Origin of the sequence: Paramesorhizobium salinisoli, assembly GCF_003335045.1 — a bacterium.
GTDB lineage: Bacteria > Pseudomonadota > Alphaproteobacteria > Rhizobiales > Rhizobiaceae > Paramesorhizobium > Paramesorhizobium salinisoli.
Window position 1 is genome coordinate 124547 of record NZ_QOZG01000003.1, and the last position, 15404, is coordinate 139950.

Below are 15404 nucleotides of genomic sequence, written 5' to 3' on the forward strand. Positions count from 1 at the left end.
ATATATATGTATGATTTTTTATTGGATTTCTGTTCATTCGTCTCCGAGTTCGGAAGCTTTGCGGGCTCGCCTTAAGGCATCAGTCATCTCGCTCCGCGCCACGCCGATCAGCTGTTCCATAGCGTGGCGCGCGGCCTCTGGCCGTCGCATCCGGATAGCTTCAAGCACATCCTGATGTGTGAGGATCGCCTGCTCGTGCGATTGGCTGGCGCGGTTGGTCAACCTGAAACTCGCGAGCAGGGCCGCGCGGATGGCGCTGGCGAATTGGCGATAGACCCAGTTGCCGCTGGCATTGATGATCGCGGTATGGAACTCGAGGTCCGCGCGGCTCCAGGCTTCCGTGTCTCTGGCGTTCGCCTCGACCATATCCTCGAACGCTTTGGAGATATGGTAGAGCTGCCGTGCGTTGGCATTGGCTGCCGCCTGTGCGGCAGCGGCGGGTTCCAGCAACTGCCGCGCGTCGATAAGCGAGGAGTAGAAGGTATCATCGCCGCCGACCGCCAGCATCACATCGAGCACGATCGGATCGAGATAGTTCCAGTTTTCGCGGGGCAGCACGATGGTGCCGGCGCGTGTGCGGGAGCGCACCATGCCGAGCGCGGAGAGATATTGCATCGCCTCGCGCAAACTGGTGCGGCTGACGCCGAACTTCTCCGTCAATTCTGCCTCGTTCGGCAGGGTGGCATTTTCCGCAAAAACGCCCGAAACGACCATCTCGACGAGACAGTGCAGCAGTGCCTCCCTTACGCTTCGCTTGCCGCGCTGGGCGATGGGTGCGCCATGTTCCGTTAAAATCCGAGTCATGGGTTCGCTCTTCACCTCGTCTCCCTCTTCTTCGTTGTGCATCGGCACGCATGATCGAGAAACCGTCTTCGACCCAGGATCGGCTTCGCACGTCAAATAGCAATCGGTAATATGAATGATCCGGGTTTTCCGATCAAATCCAAAAATAAATCGTATTTATATTGACATTCATCGGGCTAAACTTATCCTGTGAGCGGTCTGGAATTCGACGTAGTTGCGGCTGTCGCGGCCAGCGGTACCGCGCTTGCTCGGCACGCTTCTGCTTGTCGCGCAACAAGGGGTGATGGGCAATGTCGATCCTGGGTCTGAAATCCGGCTCCCTTTCGTTGCGGATATCGACCACCGGCGGCGTGATCCTCGGTTTCTGGAACGACGGCGAGGGGGGACATGTGCCGTTGTTACGGGACGCTTCTGACAACGCGGATGCACTTTCATCTTCGTGCTATCCACTCGTGCCGTTTGGAAACCGGGTGAAGAACAATCGGTTCGAGTTCGAGGGTCGGGAATTCTGTTTCAGCCCAAATATGGAGTGGGATCCCCACTATCTTCATGGTGAAGGCTGGCAGTCTGAGTGGTCCGTCAACGAACACGCAGATGATCATGTGATCATGAGCTTTGCCCATCGCGGTGGAAATACCCCATATGCCTACCACGCTAGCCAAAGATTTTCATTGCGGGACAATGAACTGGAACTGGCGCTGTCAGTCGAGAATGACGGCGACGGGCCCTTGCCGTTCGGTCTTGGCTGGCATCCCTATTTTCCGATGACGCCGCAGACGACATTGCTTGCACCGGCTCGAAAATTCTGGACTGAGGTCGAGGGCTGGCTACCGGGCGAGGCGACAGGGATTCCGGTCGACCTTGATTTCAGCGAGCCGTCGCCGCTACCGCATCGCTGGGTCAACAACGGGTTTGAGGATTGGTCCGGAGAGGCAGTGATCTCCTGGCCCGAGCGCGGAACGCAACTTTGCCTGACGGCCGATCCCCTGTTCCGGCACGCCTTTGTCTTTGTGTCCGAGACGACCTTCGATCCGCAGTTCAAGCGTGACTATTTCTGCTTCGAGCCGATGTCGCATCTGGCAAACGGCCATAACCTGCCCGATCTCGGCGGGCTTCGAGTTCTTCAGCCCGGTCAGCAATTGTCGGGCAGCATCCGGCTTCGGCCGCGAGATCTATGAGCATGCACATATCGCTGGGAGAACAGATGACTAACGAAGGTCGATTTGACTACATCACCGTCGGCCGGAGCGGTTCCGCATGCGCATCGACGATGCGCGACCTGATCGACAAGGAAATCTTCCCGGGCGCCGGAATGCGCGATCTTCGGTTCACCAACGCCTCCCTCATGTCGACCATCGCAAGCGGCAACACCAATACCGCTGTCCTTGCCGCTGCGGGCAAGGCGGACGATCTCATTCTCGCCTGATTGGAACATGCCCATGAAGATCACCAGACTGACCACCTACCTCGTCCCGCCACGCTGGCTGTTCCTGAAGATCGAGACTGACGAAGGGGTCGTTGGCTGGGGCGAGCCGGTGGTCGAAGGCCGCGCGCTGACCGTTGAGGCGGCCGTGCAGGAAATGGCCGACTACCTGATCGGGAAGAATCCTTTCCTGATCGAGGATCACTGGACGGTTCTCTATCGCGGCGGCTTCTACCGGGGCGGGGCGATTCATATGTCGGCGCTTGCCGGCATCGACCAGGCACTGTGGGATATCAAGGGCAAGGCGCTCGGCCAGCCGGTGCATTCGCTGCTCGGCGGTCAGTTGCGTGACCGGATCAAGGTCTATTCCTGGATCGGCGGCGACCGTCCCTCCGACATTGCCCAAAATGCCAAGGACGTGGTCGCCCGCGGTTTTCAGGCGATCAAACTCAACGGCTGCGAAGAGATGCAGATCGTCGACACTAACGAGAAGGTGGAGAAGGCGGTCGAGACGATCGCCATTATCCGCGAGGCGATCGGCCCGCATATCGGTATCGGGGTCGATTTCCACGGTCGCGTGCACAAGCCGATGGCCAAGGTTCTGGCGAAGGAACTCGAGCCCTACAAGCTGATGTTCATCGAAGAACCTGTGCTTTCGGAAAACAAAGAAGCGTTGAAGGAAATTGCCAACCATACCTCGACGCCTATCGCATTGGGTGAGCGGCTTTACTCCCGATGGGATTTCAAGTCCGTCTTCGAGGGCGGCTATGTCGACATCATCCAGCCGGATCTTTCCCACGCGGGAGGTATCACCGAATGCCGGAAAATCGCTGCCATGGCAGAGGCTTACGACGTGGCGCTTGCCCCTCATTGCCCGCTCGGGCCGATCGCGCTTGCAGCCTGCCTGCAGATCGATGCGGTGTCCTACAATGCCTTCATCCAGGAGCAGAGCCTTGGTATCCACTATAATGAGGCCAATGATATTCTCGACTATATCGTCAACAAGGACGTGTTCCAGTATGCCGACGGCTTCGTCAGCATCCCGCAGGGGCCAGGACTGGGCATCGAGGTGGACGAGGCCTATGTGATCGAGCGGGCAAAAGAAGGTCACCGATGGCGCAACCCGATCTGGCGTCATCCCGACGGCAGCTTCGCCGAGTGGTGAGGAGAATACGATAATGGAACGGCTGGCGGGCAAGCGGATATTCGTGACCGGGGCGGCACAGGGTATCGGCCTTGCGATGGCCAACGCCTTTTTGCGCGAAGGGGCGGCTCTGTTTCTCATCGATCGCGATGCCGAGCTTCTGGAGCGCGAGGCCACGGCGTTGAGGAACACCGGCGGCAGGCTCGGCTGGCTTGCGGCCGACATCACCGATGCAGCGGCAATTTCCGCAGCGGTCCGTCAGGCAGAAGGCGCGATCGGGGCCATCAATGGGCTCGTCAACAATGCCGGGGTCAATATCTTTGCCGAACCGCTGGAAACCACCGACGAGGAATGGAACCGCTGCTTCGACATCAATCTCAAGGGCGCTTGGAATTGCTGCAAGGCGGTGTTGCCGGGGATGATTGAAGCGGGCGGTGGCGTCATTCTCAACATCGCCTCGACCCATGCCTTCACCATCATTCCCCACACATTCCCCTATCCCCTGGCGAAACATGCCCTGCTCGGCATGACAAAATCGCTCGGTCTGGAATATGCAGCCAAGAACGTCCGGGTGAACGCATTGGCGCCAGGCTATGTCTCTACCCAGAAGGTCGTCGATTACTGGAACAGTTTTCCGGATCCGGAGGCAGCCAGAGCAGAGACGATGAAACTGCACCCCGGAGGTCGAATCGCCTCGCCGGAAGAGATCGCCATGGCCGCAGTGTTCATGATCTCGGACGAATGCCCGTTCATGAACGCGACATGCCTGACGATCGATGGCGGTCTCAGCGTTCAGCAGCATCCAGCTTGAACTAATTCTTCCTCCCGAAAACGGGGGTTAGAGCCTGCCGAAGGCGCAAATGGCCTGCAATCCTTGATTGCGTGCCCTCCGCAATCATTCCAAATCCATGATCTTAATAAAGGATGGTGCGGACGACGGGACTCGAACCCGTACTCTCATAGAGAAGCAGATTTTCATACCACCTCGACTTTCGCCGCCGTCATATGACGTTCGTGGTCTGGACTGTCCCTTCGCCATGACCCGAAGGCTTTAGGCGCCACCCGTCCAGTCTCTACACCTTCCCCGAAGGGGCTTGGCTCGGGATTGGCTTAGGGCGCATCTGCCCGTTAGCGTTCCCCGACTTTGAGCGGTTCTACTCCGCGGATTTCCCCGCGGGCACTCCAATTTTAAAGTCTGCTGCGTCTACCAGTTTCGCCACGTCCGCGTAGCTTTTCTTTCAAGCACTTGGAGGATTCGGTCAAGTCAATGTTTGCAACTTGCTCCTATGCCGGCGCAGAAAAGCGCCGGTTCAGTCCTCCACGAAGATCTCCTCGCGCTTGCGGTTGATGCTAGGCAGAAGCACGATCACAAGAACCGCGAGCGCGATCGCAAGGAGCGTGGCGCTGATGGGGCGGGTGAAGAAAACCGTCGCATCGCCGCGCGAGATGATCATGGCGCGGCGCAGGTTTTCCTCCAGCAGCGGTCCCAGCACGAAGCCGAGCAGGAGCGGGGCCGGCTCGCAATGCAACTTCACCAGGACATAGCCGATAAGGCCGAAGAAGGCGACGGAATAGAGGTCGAAGACATTGGAATTGACGCTGTAGACGCCGATCGAGCAGAAGGCGAGGATGATCGGGAACAGCACGTAGTAGGGGATCGTCAGGAGTTTCACCCAGAGGCCGATCATCGGCAGGTTGAGGACGATCAGCATCAGATTGCCGATCCACATCGAGGCGATGATGCCCCAGAACAGCGCCGGCTGCTCGGTCGCCACATTCGGTCCCGGGACGATGCCCTGGATGATCATCGCGCCGATCATCAGCGCCATGACGGGATTGGCGGGGATGCCCAGCGTCAGCATCGGGATGAAAGACGTCTGCGCGCCGGCATTGTTGGCGGCTTCCGGCCCCGCCACGCCCTCGATCGCGCCCTTGCCGAAGGTCTGCGGGTGCTTGGAGACACGCTTTTCCACGGTGTAGGAGGCAAAGGAGGCGAGGATCGCGCCGCCGCCGGGCAGGATTCCGAGCGCCGAGCCCAAAGCCGTGCCGCGCAGGATCGGCGCCGCCATGCGCCTGAAATCCTCGCGGGTCGGCAGGAGGCCCGTCACCTTCTTGATCATGACCGAGCGCGTCTGCTCGTTTTCGAGATTGCGCAGGATCTCGGCGACCCCGAAGACACCGACCGCCATGGCGACGAAATTCAGCCCGTCGGAAAGATCGCGGATGCCGAGGATGAAGCGCGGCGTCCCGGTGTTGATGTCGGTGCCGACAAGGCCGAGCAGGAGGCCCAGCACGACCATGGCCAGCGCCTTGATGACGGAGCCATGGGCAAGCGCGATGGACGAGATGAGGCCGACGACCATCAGCGAGAAATATTCCGCCGCCCCGAATTTTAGCGCGATTGATGTCAGCGGCGGCGCGAAGATGGCGACGAGAAAGGTGGATACCGTTCCCGCGAAGAAGGAGCCGATGGCGGCGGTGGCGAGCGCCACGCCGGCCCGCCCCTGGCGCGCCATCTGGTAGCCGTCGATCGCGGTGACGGCTGAGGAGGATTCGCCCGGCATGTTGATGAGGATAGCCGTGGTCGAGCCGCCATATTGCGCGCCGTAATAGATGCCGGCCAGCATGATGAGAGATGAAACCGGCTCCAGCTGGAAGGTGATCGGCAGCAGCATGGCGATGGTCGCCGTCGCGCCGATGCCGGGCAGCACGCCGATCAACGTTCCCAGCATGACGCCGGTGAAGCAGAAGAGAAGATTCCAGGGCGAGGCGGCGGTGGAGAAGCCGAGGGCAAGATTATTAAAGAGATCCATGCGAATTCCTCAGTCGAGCCACGGGCCGAAGCGCCGGAACGGGAGGCCCAGCGCATAGCTGAAAACGATGACGGAGAAGATCGTCAATCCGCTGACGAGGAGCAGGGCGATCCCGGGCTTCATCCGGCTGGAGGCGAAGGCAGCAATCATGGCCGTAAGAAAGACCGCCGGCACGAAACCGAGGCCGCGGACCGTCAGGCCGAAGACGATCGGTGCGGGCAGGATGAAGAACATGCCACGCCAGGCAATCGGCCCGACCGGCTCTGCCGCATATTGCGTCGCTTGCACCAGAATGATCAGTCCGAGCAGGATCAGGAATCCTGCTAGAACAAGCGGGAAATAGCCGGGCCCCATGCGAAATGCCGTGCCGAGTTCCATGCCAAGCGATTGCATCGCGAAGAAGACGCCCAGCAGGATGAAAATCGCAGCGCAAAGCCCGTCACGGCCGTTGATTGAAAAGCCCCTCATGTTCCCCCTTCTTTTCTTCTTTCATGAACTGTGCCGCCTAGAAGCCGGGCGGCACAGGTTTTTTTTACCGCTGACGGGATCAGTCGGCGTATTGCCCGGCGCCGTCGATGACCGGCTTCCAGCGGGCGACTTCGGTTTCAAGCTTGGCCTTCAAGCCTTCCGGTGTCGCCTCGGCGTCGGTCGCCGGGATGGTGCCGAGTTCGGCGAAGCGGGCAACGACGTTCGGGTCCTTCAGCGCCTTCTGCAGAGCGGCGGAAAGCTTGGCAGTCACTTCCGGCGGCGTGCCTTTCGGCGCGTAGATGCCATGCCAGATGCCGACGACGAAATCAGGGAGCCCCGCTTCCGATGCAGTCGGAACATTGGGCAGCACCTCCAACTTCTCAGGCGAGGTGACGGCATAGGCCTTGATCGTGCCGGCCTGGATCTGCTTCGTGGTGTTGGTCGTCTGGTCGCACATGATGTCGACCTGTCCGCCCAGCAGGTCGGTCATCGCCGGGCCGGTGCCCTTGTAGGGAACGGTGACGAGCGGCGTCTTGATGGCGTTCATGAACATCATGCCGCAGAGATGCGAGGCGGCGCCGATGCCGGCATTGGCGAGCGTGACCTTGTCGGGGTTGGCTTTGACGTATTCGATGAGGCCCTTCAAGTCCTGCGGCTCAAAATCCTTGCGCGCCACGATGGTCATGGGAACATCGGTGACGAGGCCGACATAGTCGAAGGCGTTCAGCGTGTCATAGGGCAGCTTGCGATAGAGCGTGGCGCTGGTCGCCATGCCGATATGGTGGAGAAGCAGCGTGTAGCCGTCTGGGTCGGCATTGGCGACGCGCCCCGCACCAAGCGTGCCGCCGGCGCCGCCGACATTCTCGACAATGATCTGCCGTCCCAGATCCTTCGACATGGACTCGGCGACGAGGCGCGTGACCGTATCGGTCGGGCCGCCGGCCGAGAACGGCACGACCATCGTAATGTTGCGCTCGGGATACCCTTGTGCGCCCGCAATGGAAGCGGAAACAGTGAAAGCTGCTGCCGCCGCCAGGGCTGCGATTGTTCTTTTCATGCGATCCTCCCAGATCATCGGCCAAATCATTGGCCGGATTCACCATTATTCTGCGGCATTTCTGCCGGAAAATTCTTTTTGGCTACGAAAGCTGTTCTGCTATCTCCGATTCTCCTCCCGCAGACGGCAGCAAGCCATGTATTATCGAACGGGAGCACGACAGCTGTGTCAAGCAGAAACGATGCCAGGTTTTCCTTCTGCAACCATAGTCTAATCTCATCCCGGCAATACCCCGACCATGCCTTTGAGCGCATTTTCTGAAACGGAACTGGAAAACCCTGCGCAAGATTGGCAAACTCAGGGAAACAGGAGTCGTCATTTGCCCGCCACCCGCGAAACATCCACCGAAAAGACCCAAATGCAGCCGAAAACCTGGATTGAGGTCGCGCCGCTACTTGTCGATGTGGCGATGGGGCGAAAGCATGCGGATCTGGTCGTGCGCAATGGGCGGCTGGTGAGCGTCTATTCCGGCGAGATCATCGCCGGCATCGATATTGCCATTACGGCCGGGCGTTTCGCCTATGTCGGCCATGACGCAGCGCATTGCATCGGGGCCAAGACTAAAGTGGTCGATGCCGAAGGGCGCTATCTCGTGCCCGGGCTTTGCGACGGGCATATGCATGTGGAAAGCGGCATGGTGACGGTGACGGAATTTACCCGCGCCGTCATTCCGCACGGCACCACATCGATGTTCATCGATCCGCACGAGATCGCCAATGTACTGGGCCTTGAAGGCGTTCGGCTGATGCATGACGAGGCATCGGCCATGCCGATCAACGTCAAGGTGCAGATGCCGAGCTGCGTTCCTTCCGCGCCGGGGCTCGAAAATGCCGGCGCCTCGATCGGGGCGGCGGAAGTGGCCGAGGCGATGACATGGCCCAACATCATCGGGCTTGGCGAGGTGATGAATTTTCCCGGTGTCGCCGGCAATGATGCCACCATGCGCGGCGTGATCGACGCCACCGCGAAGGCGGGCAAGACGGTGGGCGGGCACTTTGCCTCGCCGGAGCTTGGCCGCGCCTTCCACGGCTATGTCGCCGGCGGACCGGAGGACGACCACGAGGGTACGCGCGTCGAGGATGCGATCGCCCGCGTCCGCCAGGGGATGCGGGCTATGCTGCGGCTCGGCTCCGCATGGTACGACGTGGCGAGCCAGATCAAGGCGGTGACGGAGCAGGGGCTCGACCCGCGTAATTTCATCCTGTGCACCGACGACAGCCATTCCGGCACGCTTGTGCATGAGGGGCATATGGACCGGGTGGTGCGCCACGCCATCGCGCAGGGGCTGAAGCCGGTGACGGCGATCCAGATGGCGACGATCAACACCGCGCAGCATTTCCGCATGGAGCGCGAGATCGGCTCCATCACGCCAGGGCGGCTGGCCGATTTCCTCATCGTCTCCGACCTGCCGGGGCTGGTCGTGGACCGGGTCTATGGACGCGGCGTGCTTTTGGCCGAGAAGGGCAAGCTTCTCGCCGACATACCTGCCTATGACTATCCCGCCAGCGCCAAGAACACAGTCAAGCTCGGCCGCAAGCTGTCGGCCAAAGACTTTGATATCGCAGCCCCGAAGCCAGGCAAAATCGTCACTGCGCGCGTCATCGGCGTCATCGAGAACCAGGCTCCGACGCGGGCGCTTGAAGCGGAGCTTCCCGTGAGGGACGGCATTGTGGGAATGGACCGGCGCAACGATGTCTGCCAGATCGCGCTTGTCGAGCGCCACAAGGGGACAGGCGGTGTCACCAACGGGTTCGTATCCGGCTTCGGCTATACGCTCGACTGCGCGCTCGCCTCGACGGTGGCGCATGACAGCCACCACATGATCGTCGTCGGCACCAACAAGGAGGACATGGCCAAGGCCGCGAACCGGCTGGGCGAGGTGGGCGGCGGGGTCGTGCTGTTCTCGAAAGGGCGTGAACTGGCGATGGTCGAGATGCCGATCGCCGGCCTGATGTCGGATGAGCGGGCCGAAAGGGTGGCCGCCAAGGCCGACAAGCTCGTCGGCGCGATGCGGGCAATGGGCTGCACGCTCAACAACGCCTATATGCAACATTCGCTTCTGGCGCTGGTGGTCATCCCGGAATTGCGTATATCGGATATCGGCATCATTGATGTCCGCACTTTCCAGAAAGTAGACTTGTTTTTATGACCAGCTTTACCAGGAGCGTCGAACGCGCCACCGAGAGGATGCGCGCGCTTTTTCCCGAAACGCCATTGCAGATCAACGATTATCTCTCGCGCAAATATGGCGCGGAGATCTGGTTGAAACGCGAGGATCTTTCGCCTGTTCGTTCCTACAAGATCAGGGGCGCGTTCAATTTCATCTCGGCAGCCATCAAGAATTGCGCGCCCGATACCGTTTTCATCTGCGCCTCGGCCGGCAATCACGCACAGGGCTTCGCCTTCGTCTGCAGGCATTTCGGTCGCCATGGCGTCGTGTTCATGCCAGTGACGACCCCGCAGCAGAAGATCGACAAGACGCGGGCCTTCGGCGGCGAATTCATCGAGATAAAGCTCATTGGTGACATTTTCGACGAGTGCTACGCCGCAGCCCAAGCCTATGCCGCCGAGCAGGGCGGAATGATGACGCCGCCATTCGATCATGCGGAGATCATCGCGGGGCAAGCGACGGTGGCGTATGAGATCGCGATGGGACTGCCGGACGGCCAGAAGCCGGACCTGATGATATTGCCGGTCGGCGGTGGGGGGCTTTCAGCCGGTGTGACCCGCTATTTGTCCGAGCTTGGCTGGAAAACCCGTTTTCGCTTTGTCGAGCCGAAAGGCGCGCCGAGCCTCAAGCGCAGCCTCGAGGCGGGCAAAAGGGTCAGGCTCAACCATGTTGACAATTTTGTCGATGGCGCTGCAGTTGCCGAGATCGGAAAGGAAAATTTCAAGCTTCTCAAGGGTTTCGATGCGGATTCTGTGATTCTCGTTCCGGAAAATCGCTTATGCGGGACCATCACCGAAATGCTCAATATCGAGGGCGTGGTGCTGGAGCCGGCGGGCGCACTGGCCATCGACGCGCTGAAGGATTTCAAGAAGAGCGAGTTGAAGGGAAAGCGGATCGTCCTGGTGGTCTCCGGCGGCAATTTCGATTTCGAGCGGCTGCCTGATGTGAAGGAGAGGGCGCTGCGTTATGAGGGATTGAAGAAATATTTCATCTTCCGCTTCCCCCAGCGCCCGGGCGCGCTGCGCGCGTTCCTCGATCTCCTCGGCCCCGACGACGACATCGCGCGATTCGAATATCTGAAGAAATCGGCGCGTAATTTTGGCTCGGTACTTATCGGTATCGAGACCAGGCATGCCGCTAATTTCATTGCGTTGAACAAGCGTTTTGAAGAAGCAGGCTGGTCCTACCAGGATATTACCGACAATGAAGTGCTGGCGGATTTCATCATCTAGGAGTGCCGAGCGTGACGGTCTATATCGTGCTTTTCCGCGCTATCGGCGGCGCCAACCAGCTTCCGGTCCAGACGTTAAAGGAAGCGCTGTCGGATGCCGGATTTGGCAATGTCACCACCTATATCCAGACCGGAAACGTGGTCCTGTCATCCGATCTTGATCCCCAAGCCATGTTGGAGAAGGTCGGAACTGTGGTTGAGGAGCGTTTCGGCAAGCCGCAAAAGATCATCGCGCGCGACCCGCGGCAATGGTCGGAAATCATCGAAGCCAATCCATTCCCGGATGCCGTGATCGATCCGAAGGCCTTGCATGTTTTCGTGCTGGAGGCGGAGCCGTCACCCGAGGCAGTAAAGGTTCTGGTATCCAGGCAGGTGGATAGAGAGCGGGTCGCCGTCGTTGGCTCCGCCGCTTATCTGCATACGCCGGACGGGGCGGGGATATCCAAGCTTGCGAAGAGCGTGGAGCGGTTGCTGAAAGTGCCCGCAACCGCGCGCAACTGGAACACGATGCGCAAGCTTCAGGAGATGGCGGAGAAGGTTGCCGCGGGGTGAACTGCGCGCGCCATTTTTGCGCCGCACAATAAATTCGTTTGCAATTCCGCACAAATGCCTCCATATGACGCAAAGGCGCTTGGGCCGAATCGAACCGGCTTTCCCATAGCACGGACTACGTTGCGTCTGACTTGTTTATCCCGGAATAAGCCGTGGAAGAACAAGAGTCCTGAAGCCAACGGCTTCGGGCACGGCAGCGCAAGTCGCGTGGGAACAACATGTTCCAGCGCTTCGTCGTTTATCAAAAAGAATTGCCAGCAGGTTGCGCCTGCGGTGTGACGTTTGCGGACCGGAGAAACCCGGCCTCCGCCGAAGGAAATTAAATTGGAAAATACTGAAACGAGCGGCTTTGCCGCATTGGGCATTACCGGCGTGCTACTGAAAGCCACGGAAAATGCCGGCATGACGGCGCCCAAGCCGATCCAGCAGCAATCGATCCCCGCACAGATCGAGGGCCGGGATATTCTCGGCATCGCACAGACCGGATCGGGCAAGACGGCGGCATTCAGCCTGCCAATCCTGTCGAAGATCATAGGCCTTGGCGACAAGCGCAAGGCGAAGACGGCACGGGCGCTTATCCTTGCCCCGACCCGCGAACTCGCGGTGCAGATCGAAGAGACGATCCGCACGCTGTCGAAAGGCGCACATGTCTCGACCGCGCTCGTCCTGGGTGGCGTATCGCGTCTCAGCCAAATCAAGAAGATGCAGGCCGGCGTCGATGTGCTCATCGCCACCCCAGGCCGCCTGACGGATCTGGTGCGCGAAAACTGCATCGACCTCTCAGACACGCGCTGGCTGGTTCTCGACGAGGCCGACCGGATGCTCGACATGGGCTTCATCAACGATGTGAAGCGCATTGCCAAGGCGACCCGCAAGGATCGCCAGACGGCGCTGTTCTCGGCCACCATGCCGCAGGAAATCGCCGCGCTTGCGGCGAGCCTCCTGCGCGATCCGGTTCGGGTCGAAGTTGCCCCGCAGGGCACGACGGTCGCCGAAATCACGCAGGTTGTACATCCTGTCGTGACCAAGGAAAAAAAGCGTGTCCTGTCGGGCATGCTGACAAACCCTGCGATGGCCTCGGTCATCGTTTTCACCCGCACCAAGCATGGCGCGGATGCGGTGACCCGCAATCTGGAGCGCGACGGTTTCGTCGTGGCCGCGATTCATGGCAACAAGTCGCAGAATGCGCGCCAGCGCGCGCTCAACGGTTTCAAGGACGGTTCGGTGCGCATTCTCGTGGCAACGGACATCGCAGCGCGCGGTATCGATGTGGTGGGTATCAGCCATGTCGTGAACTACGATTTGCCGGATGAGCCGGAAAGCTATGTGCATCGTATCGGCCGCACCGGGCGCAATGGCGCTTCGGGTGCCGCGATCACGCTTTACGATCCGGGCGCCGAGAATGCCAAGCTCAAGGCGGTGGAGCGGGTGATCCGCATGAAGCTGCCGATGAAGGATGCACCGGCCGCGATGGGTCCGGTACCGGTCGGGCCGAGCACGGAACGTGCCGAAAGCTCTTCCGATCGCACGTCCGACAGCCGCAACAGGTCGAAATCCGGCCAGCGGCCTGGACAGAAATCGGGTCAGAAGTTTGGCCAGCGCGACAATGCGCGGTCTGGCGGCGAACGCCGCGAAGGCCGTAGCGAGGCTATCTGGACCAATGACGGCGCAGCGCCTCGGGACAATCATGGCGACCAGCGCGGTCCGCAGAAGAAGAAGCCTTTCCGGCGCAAGAGCGGCGGCGGCGCCAGGGCTGCCTGACACGCTTTGAACGCATGACTATCCGAGCCCCGCTGCGCGCAATCGCAGCGGGGCTTTTTCTTTTGCCCTCGCAGCTTTCCGGAAAATATCAGCGGTCGCAGGAATTTGTTTCACTCGGCGCTTGAATGGGACCGCACCTGCCAATAGTTTCGCGACACATGACAACGGACAGGATATTTGCGATGCTGGATACGGTGATCGATGCGATCGGAAACACGCCGCTGATAAGGCTGAGACAAGCATCGGAGATCACCGGCTGCGACATCTACGGCAAGGCTGAGTTCCTCAATCCGGGCCAGTCGGTCAAGGATCGCGCCGCGCTCTACATTATCCGCGACGCGGAGCGTAAGGGTCTGTTAAAGCCCGGCGGCGTGATCGTCGAGGGAACGGCGGGCAATACCGGCATTGGACTTACCATGGTGGCCAAGGCGCTGGGCTACCGCACGGTCATCGTTATTCCCGAGACGCAAAGCCAGGAAAAGAAGGACGCGCTGCGCCTGCTTGGGGCGGAACTGATCGAGGTTCCGGCGGTTCCCTACAAGAACCCCAACAATTACGTGCGCCTTTCCGGCCGTCTTGCCGAGCAGCTTGCCGCAAGTGAGCCATCGGGAGCGATATGGGCCAACCAGTTCGACAATCAGGCGAACCGTGTGGCGCATATCGAGACGACGGCTGAGGAGATATGGCGCGACACGAACGGCAGGGTGGATGGGTTCATCTGCGCTGTCGGCTCGGGCGGCACGCTGGCGGGCGTCGGCATGGGGCTGAAGGCGAAGAGCGAGGCGATCAAGATCGGCCTGGCCGACCCTTACGGCGCGGCGCTTTATTCGTGGTACACGGATGGCGAACTGAAATCCGAGGGAAGCTCGATCACCGAGGGGATCGGGCAGGGCCGCGTGACGGCCAATCTGGAAGGCTTCACCCCGGATTTCGCCTATCGCATATCGGATGCCGAGGCGCTGGAGATCGTTTTCGATCTGGTGACGAACGAGGGGCTCTGCCTTGGCGGTTCGTCCGGCATCAACGTCGCCGGCGCAATCCATCTGGCACGCGATCTCGGTCCCGGCCATACGATCGTCACCGTGCTCTGCGATTATGGCAATCGCTATCAGTCGAAGATGTTCAATCCCGATTTCCTGCGCTCGAAAGACTTGCCGGTTCCCGCGTGGCTTGAAACCCGGACCGACATTTCCATTCCCTACGAGGATCAGTGATGGCCTACGAAACGAAGGCGCTTTTCCGTGACGACGCTTATCTATCGACGGCGGAAGGGGTTGTGGTCGCCATCAACGAGCGCGGCGGCATCGTCCTCGACCAGACGAATTTCTATGCCACCTCGGGCGGACAGCCTGGCGATATCGGCCATTTCGAGCGTGCCGATGGTTCCGCTATCCAGATCGCGGCGACGGTGACGGGCGAGACCAAGAACGAGATCATCCATATTCCAGGCGAAGGGCAGGCAATGCCGGAAATCGGCGAAAAACTGGTGCTGCACGTGGACTGGCCGCGGCGCTACCGCCTGATGCGGATGCACACCGCCTGCCATCTGCTTTCGGTCATCTGCCCATTTCCGATCACAGGCGCTGCGGTGGGCGAAGAGGAAAGCCGGGTGGATTTCGATCTGCCCGACGCGTCATTCACCCGGGAAAACGTCACGGAACGGCTGATGGAGATGATCCGGGAAAATACGCCCGTCACGACCCGCTGGATCAGCGATGAGGAACTGGCGGCCAATCCGGGGCTGATCAAGTCGAAGAACGTCCGTCCGCCGATGGACAGCGGTCGTATCCGGCTGGTCGTGATCGGCGAGGACGGAGCCGTCGATTCGCAACCCTGCGGCGGCACGCATGTGTCCGAGACGCAGGAAGTCGGCGAAATCCATATCGGTAAAATCGAAAAGAAGGGCAGGGAAAACCGACGGTTTCGCATCCGTTTCGGCTCGGTGCCATTGTTTTAGCGCATGATCTTATCCGAAAAGCCA

At 60.2% G+C, this 15404-nt stretch carries 14 protein-coding genes; 10 read left to right on the forward strand and 4 right to left on the reverse strand.

Features of this window, described 5'->3' with window-relative positions; translation table 11 throughout:
• Positions 1–33: 33 nt before the first annotated feature.
• Positions 34–804, reverse strand: coding sequence for a FadR/GntR family transcriptional regulator (locus DUT91_RS07605; protein WP_114440151.1), 771 nt, complete (start codon positions 802–804; stop codon positions 34–36).
• Positions 805–1094: 290 nt separating this feature from the next.
• Here DUT91_RS07605 and DUT91_RS07610 point away from each other — a divergent pair, with 290 nt between their 5' ends.
• Genes DUT91_RS07610 through DUT91_RS07625 form a run of 4 tightly spaced genes read left to right on the forward strand, consistent with a single transcriptional unit; the run spans position 1095 to position 4182 of the window.
• Positions 1095–1982: an aldose 1-epimerase gene (locus DUT91_RS07610; RefSeq protein ID WP_114439802.1), complete on the forward strand. Its 888-nt coding sequence runs from the start codon at positions 1095–1097 to the stop codon at positions 1980–1982.
• A gap of 26 nt (positions 1983–2008) precedes the next feature.
• A complete protein-coding gene (locus DUT91_RS07615; RefSeq protein ID WP_114439803.1) occupies positions 2009–2230 on the forward strand; it encodes a hypothetical protein in 222 nt (73 codons plus the stop codon).
• Positions 2231–2243: 13 nt separating this feature from the next.
• Entirely contained in the window at positions 2244–3392 is a 1149-nt protein-coding gene (gene dgoD / locus DUT91_RS07620; RefSeq protein ID WP_245419623.1) for a galactonate dehydratase, read from the forward strand.
• A 13-nt stretch (positions 3393–3405) separates the two neighbouring features.
• A complete protein-coding gene (locus tag DUT91_RS07625; RefSeq protein WP_425373759.1) occupies positions 3406–4182 on the forward strand; it encodes an SDR family oxidoreductase in 777 nt (258 codons plus the stop codon).
• 499 nt (positions 4183–4681) lie between these two features.
• On the opposite strand, the gene DUT91_RS07630 is transcribed toward DUT91_RS07625, so the two are convergent.
• The 3 genes from DUT91_RS07630 to DUT91_RS07640 form a co-directional block, all read right to left on the reverse strand.
• Complete coding sequence (locus DUT91_RS07630; protein ID WP_114439806.1) at positions 4682–6184, reverse strand: tripartite tricarboxylate transporter permease; 1503 nt, start codon at positions 6182–6184, stop codon at positions 4682–4684.
• Between the two features lie 9 nt (positions 6185–6193).
• Positions 6194–6652 carry a tripartite tricarboxylate transporter TctB family protein gene (locus tag DUT91_RS07635; protein WP_114439807.1) on the reverse strand — a complete coding sequence of 153 codons (459 nt, stop codon included), beginning with the start codon at positions 6650–6652 and terminating at the stop codon, positions 6194–6196.
• A 79-nt stretch (positions 6653–6731) separates the two neighbouring features.
• A complete protein-coding gene (locus DUT91_RS07640; RefSeq protein WP_114440152.1) occupies positions 6732–7709 on the reverse strand; it encodes a tripartite tricarboxylate transporter substrate-binding protein in 978 nt (325 codons plus the stop codon).
• 358 nt (positions 7710–8067) lie between these two features.
• On the opposite strand from DUT91_RS07640, the gene ade reads away from it, so the two are divergent.
• The 6 genes from ade to DUT91_RS07670 all read left to right on the forward strand — a co-directional run bounded on the left by ade (position 8068) and on the right by DUT91_RS07670 (position 15380).
• Entirely contained in the window at positions 8068–9858 is a 1791-nt protein-coding gene (gene ade, locus DUT91_RS07645) for an adenine deaminase (RefSeq protein WP_114440153.1), read from the forward strand.
• Positions 9855–11111, forward strand: coding sequence for a threonine ammonia-lyase IlvA (ilvA, locus tag DUT91_RS07650; protein ID WP_114439808.1), 1257 nt, complete (start codon positions 9855–9857; stop codon positions 11109–11111). Before ade ends, ilvA begins: the two co-directional genes overlap by 4 nt.
• Positions 11112–11122: 11 nt before the next feature.
• On the forward strand, positions 11123–11662 hold the full coding sequence (locus tag DUT91_RS07655; protein ID WP_114440154.1) for a DUF1697 domain-containing protein: 540 nt from the start codon (positions 11123–11125) through the stop codon (positions 11660–11662).
• 282 nt (positions 11663–11944) lie between these two features.
• Entirely contained in the window at positions 11945–13423 is a 1479-nt protein-coding gene (locus DUT91_RS07660) for a DEAD/DEAH box helicase (protein ID WP_245419625.1), read from the forward strand.
• 182 nt (positions 13424–13605) lie between these two features.
• Positions 13606–14637: a cysteine synthase A gene (locus DUT91_RS07665; protein ID WP_114439809.1), complete on the forward strand. Its 1032-nt coding sequence runs from the start codon at positions 13606–13608 to the stop codon at positions 14635–14637.
• A complete protein-coding gene (locus DUT91_RS07670; protein ID WP_114439810.1) occupies positions 14637–15380 on the forward strand; it encodes an alanyl-tRNA editing protein in 744 nt (247 codons plus the stop codon). The genes DUT91_RS07665 and DUT91_RS07670 overlap by 1 nt, the downstream gene beginning before the upstream one ends.
• Positions 15381–15404: the final 24 nt, after the last annotated feature.

Bases quoted from the DNA above. Each gene is read 5' to 3' on its own strand.
- DUT91_RS07605 (WP_114440151.1), bottom strand. From the start codon at position 804: ATGACTCGGATTTTAACGGAACATGGCGCACCCATCGCCCAGCGCGGC.
- DUT91_RS07610 (WP_114439802.1), top strand. From the start codon at position 1,095: ATGTCGATCCTGGGTCTGAAATCCGGCTCCCTTTCGTTGCGGATATCG.
- DUT91_RS07615 (WP_114439803.1), top strand. From the start codon at position 2,009: ATGACTAACGAAGGTCGATTTGACTACATCACCGTCGGCCGGAGCGGT.
- dgoD (WP_245419623.1), top strand. From the start codon at position 2,244: ATGAAGATCACCAGACTGACCACCTACCTCGTCCCGCCACGCTGGCTG.
- DUT91_RS07625 (WP_425373759.1), top strand. From the start codon at position 3,406: ATGGAACGGCTGGCGGGCAAGCGGATATTCGTGACCGGGGCGGCACAG.
- DUT91_RS07630 (WP_114439806.1), bottom strand. From the start codon at position 6,184: ATGGATCTCTTTAATAATCTTGCCCTCGGCTTCTCCACCGCCGCCTCG.
- DUT91_RS07635 (WP_114439807.1), bottom strand. From the start codon at position 6,652: ATGAGGGGCTTTTCAATCAACGGCCGTGACGGGCTTTGCGCTGCGATT.
- DUT91_RS07640 (WP_114440152.1), bottom strand. From the start codon at position 7,709: ATGAAAAGAACAATCGCAGCCCTGGCGGCGGCAGCAGCTTTCACTGTT.
- ade (WP_114440153.1), top strand. From the start codon at position 8,068: ATGCAGCCGAAAACCTGGATTGAGGTCGCGCCGCTACTTGTCGATGTG.
- ilvA (WP_114439808.1), top strand. From the start codon at position 9,855: ATGACCAGCTTTACCAGGAGCGTCGAACGCGCCACCGAGAGGATGCGC.
- DUT91_RS07665 (WP_114439809.1), top strand. From the start codon at position 13,606: ATGCTGGATACGGTGATCGATGCGATCGGAAACACGCCGCTGATAAGG.
- DUT91_RS07670 (WP_114439810.1), top strand. From the start codon at position 14,637: ATGGCCTACGAAACGAAGGCGCTTTTCCGTGACGACGCTTATCTATCG.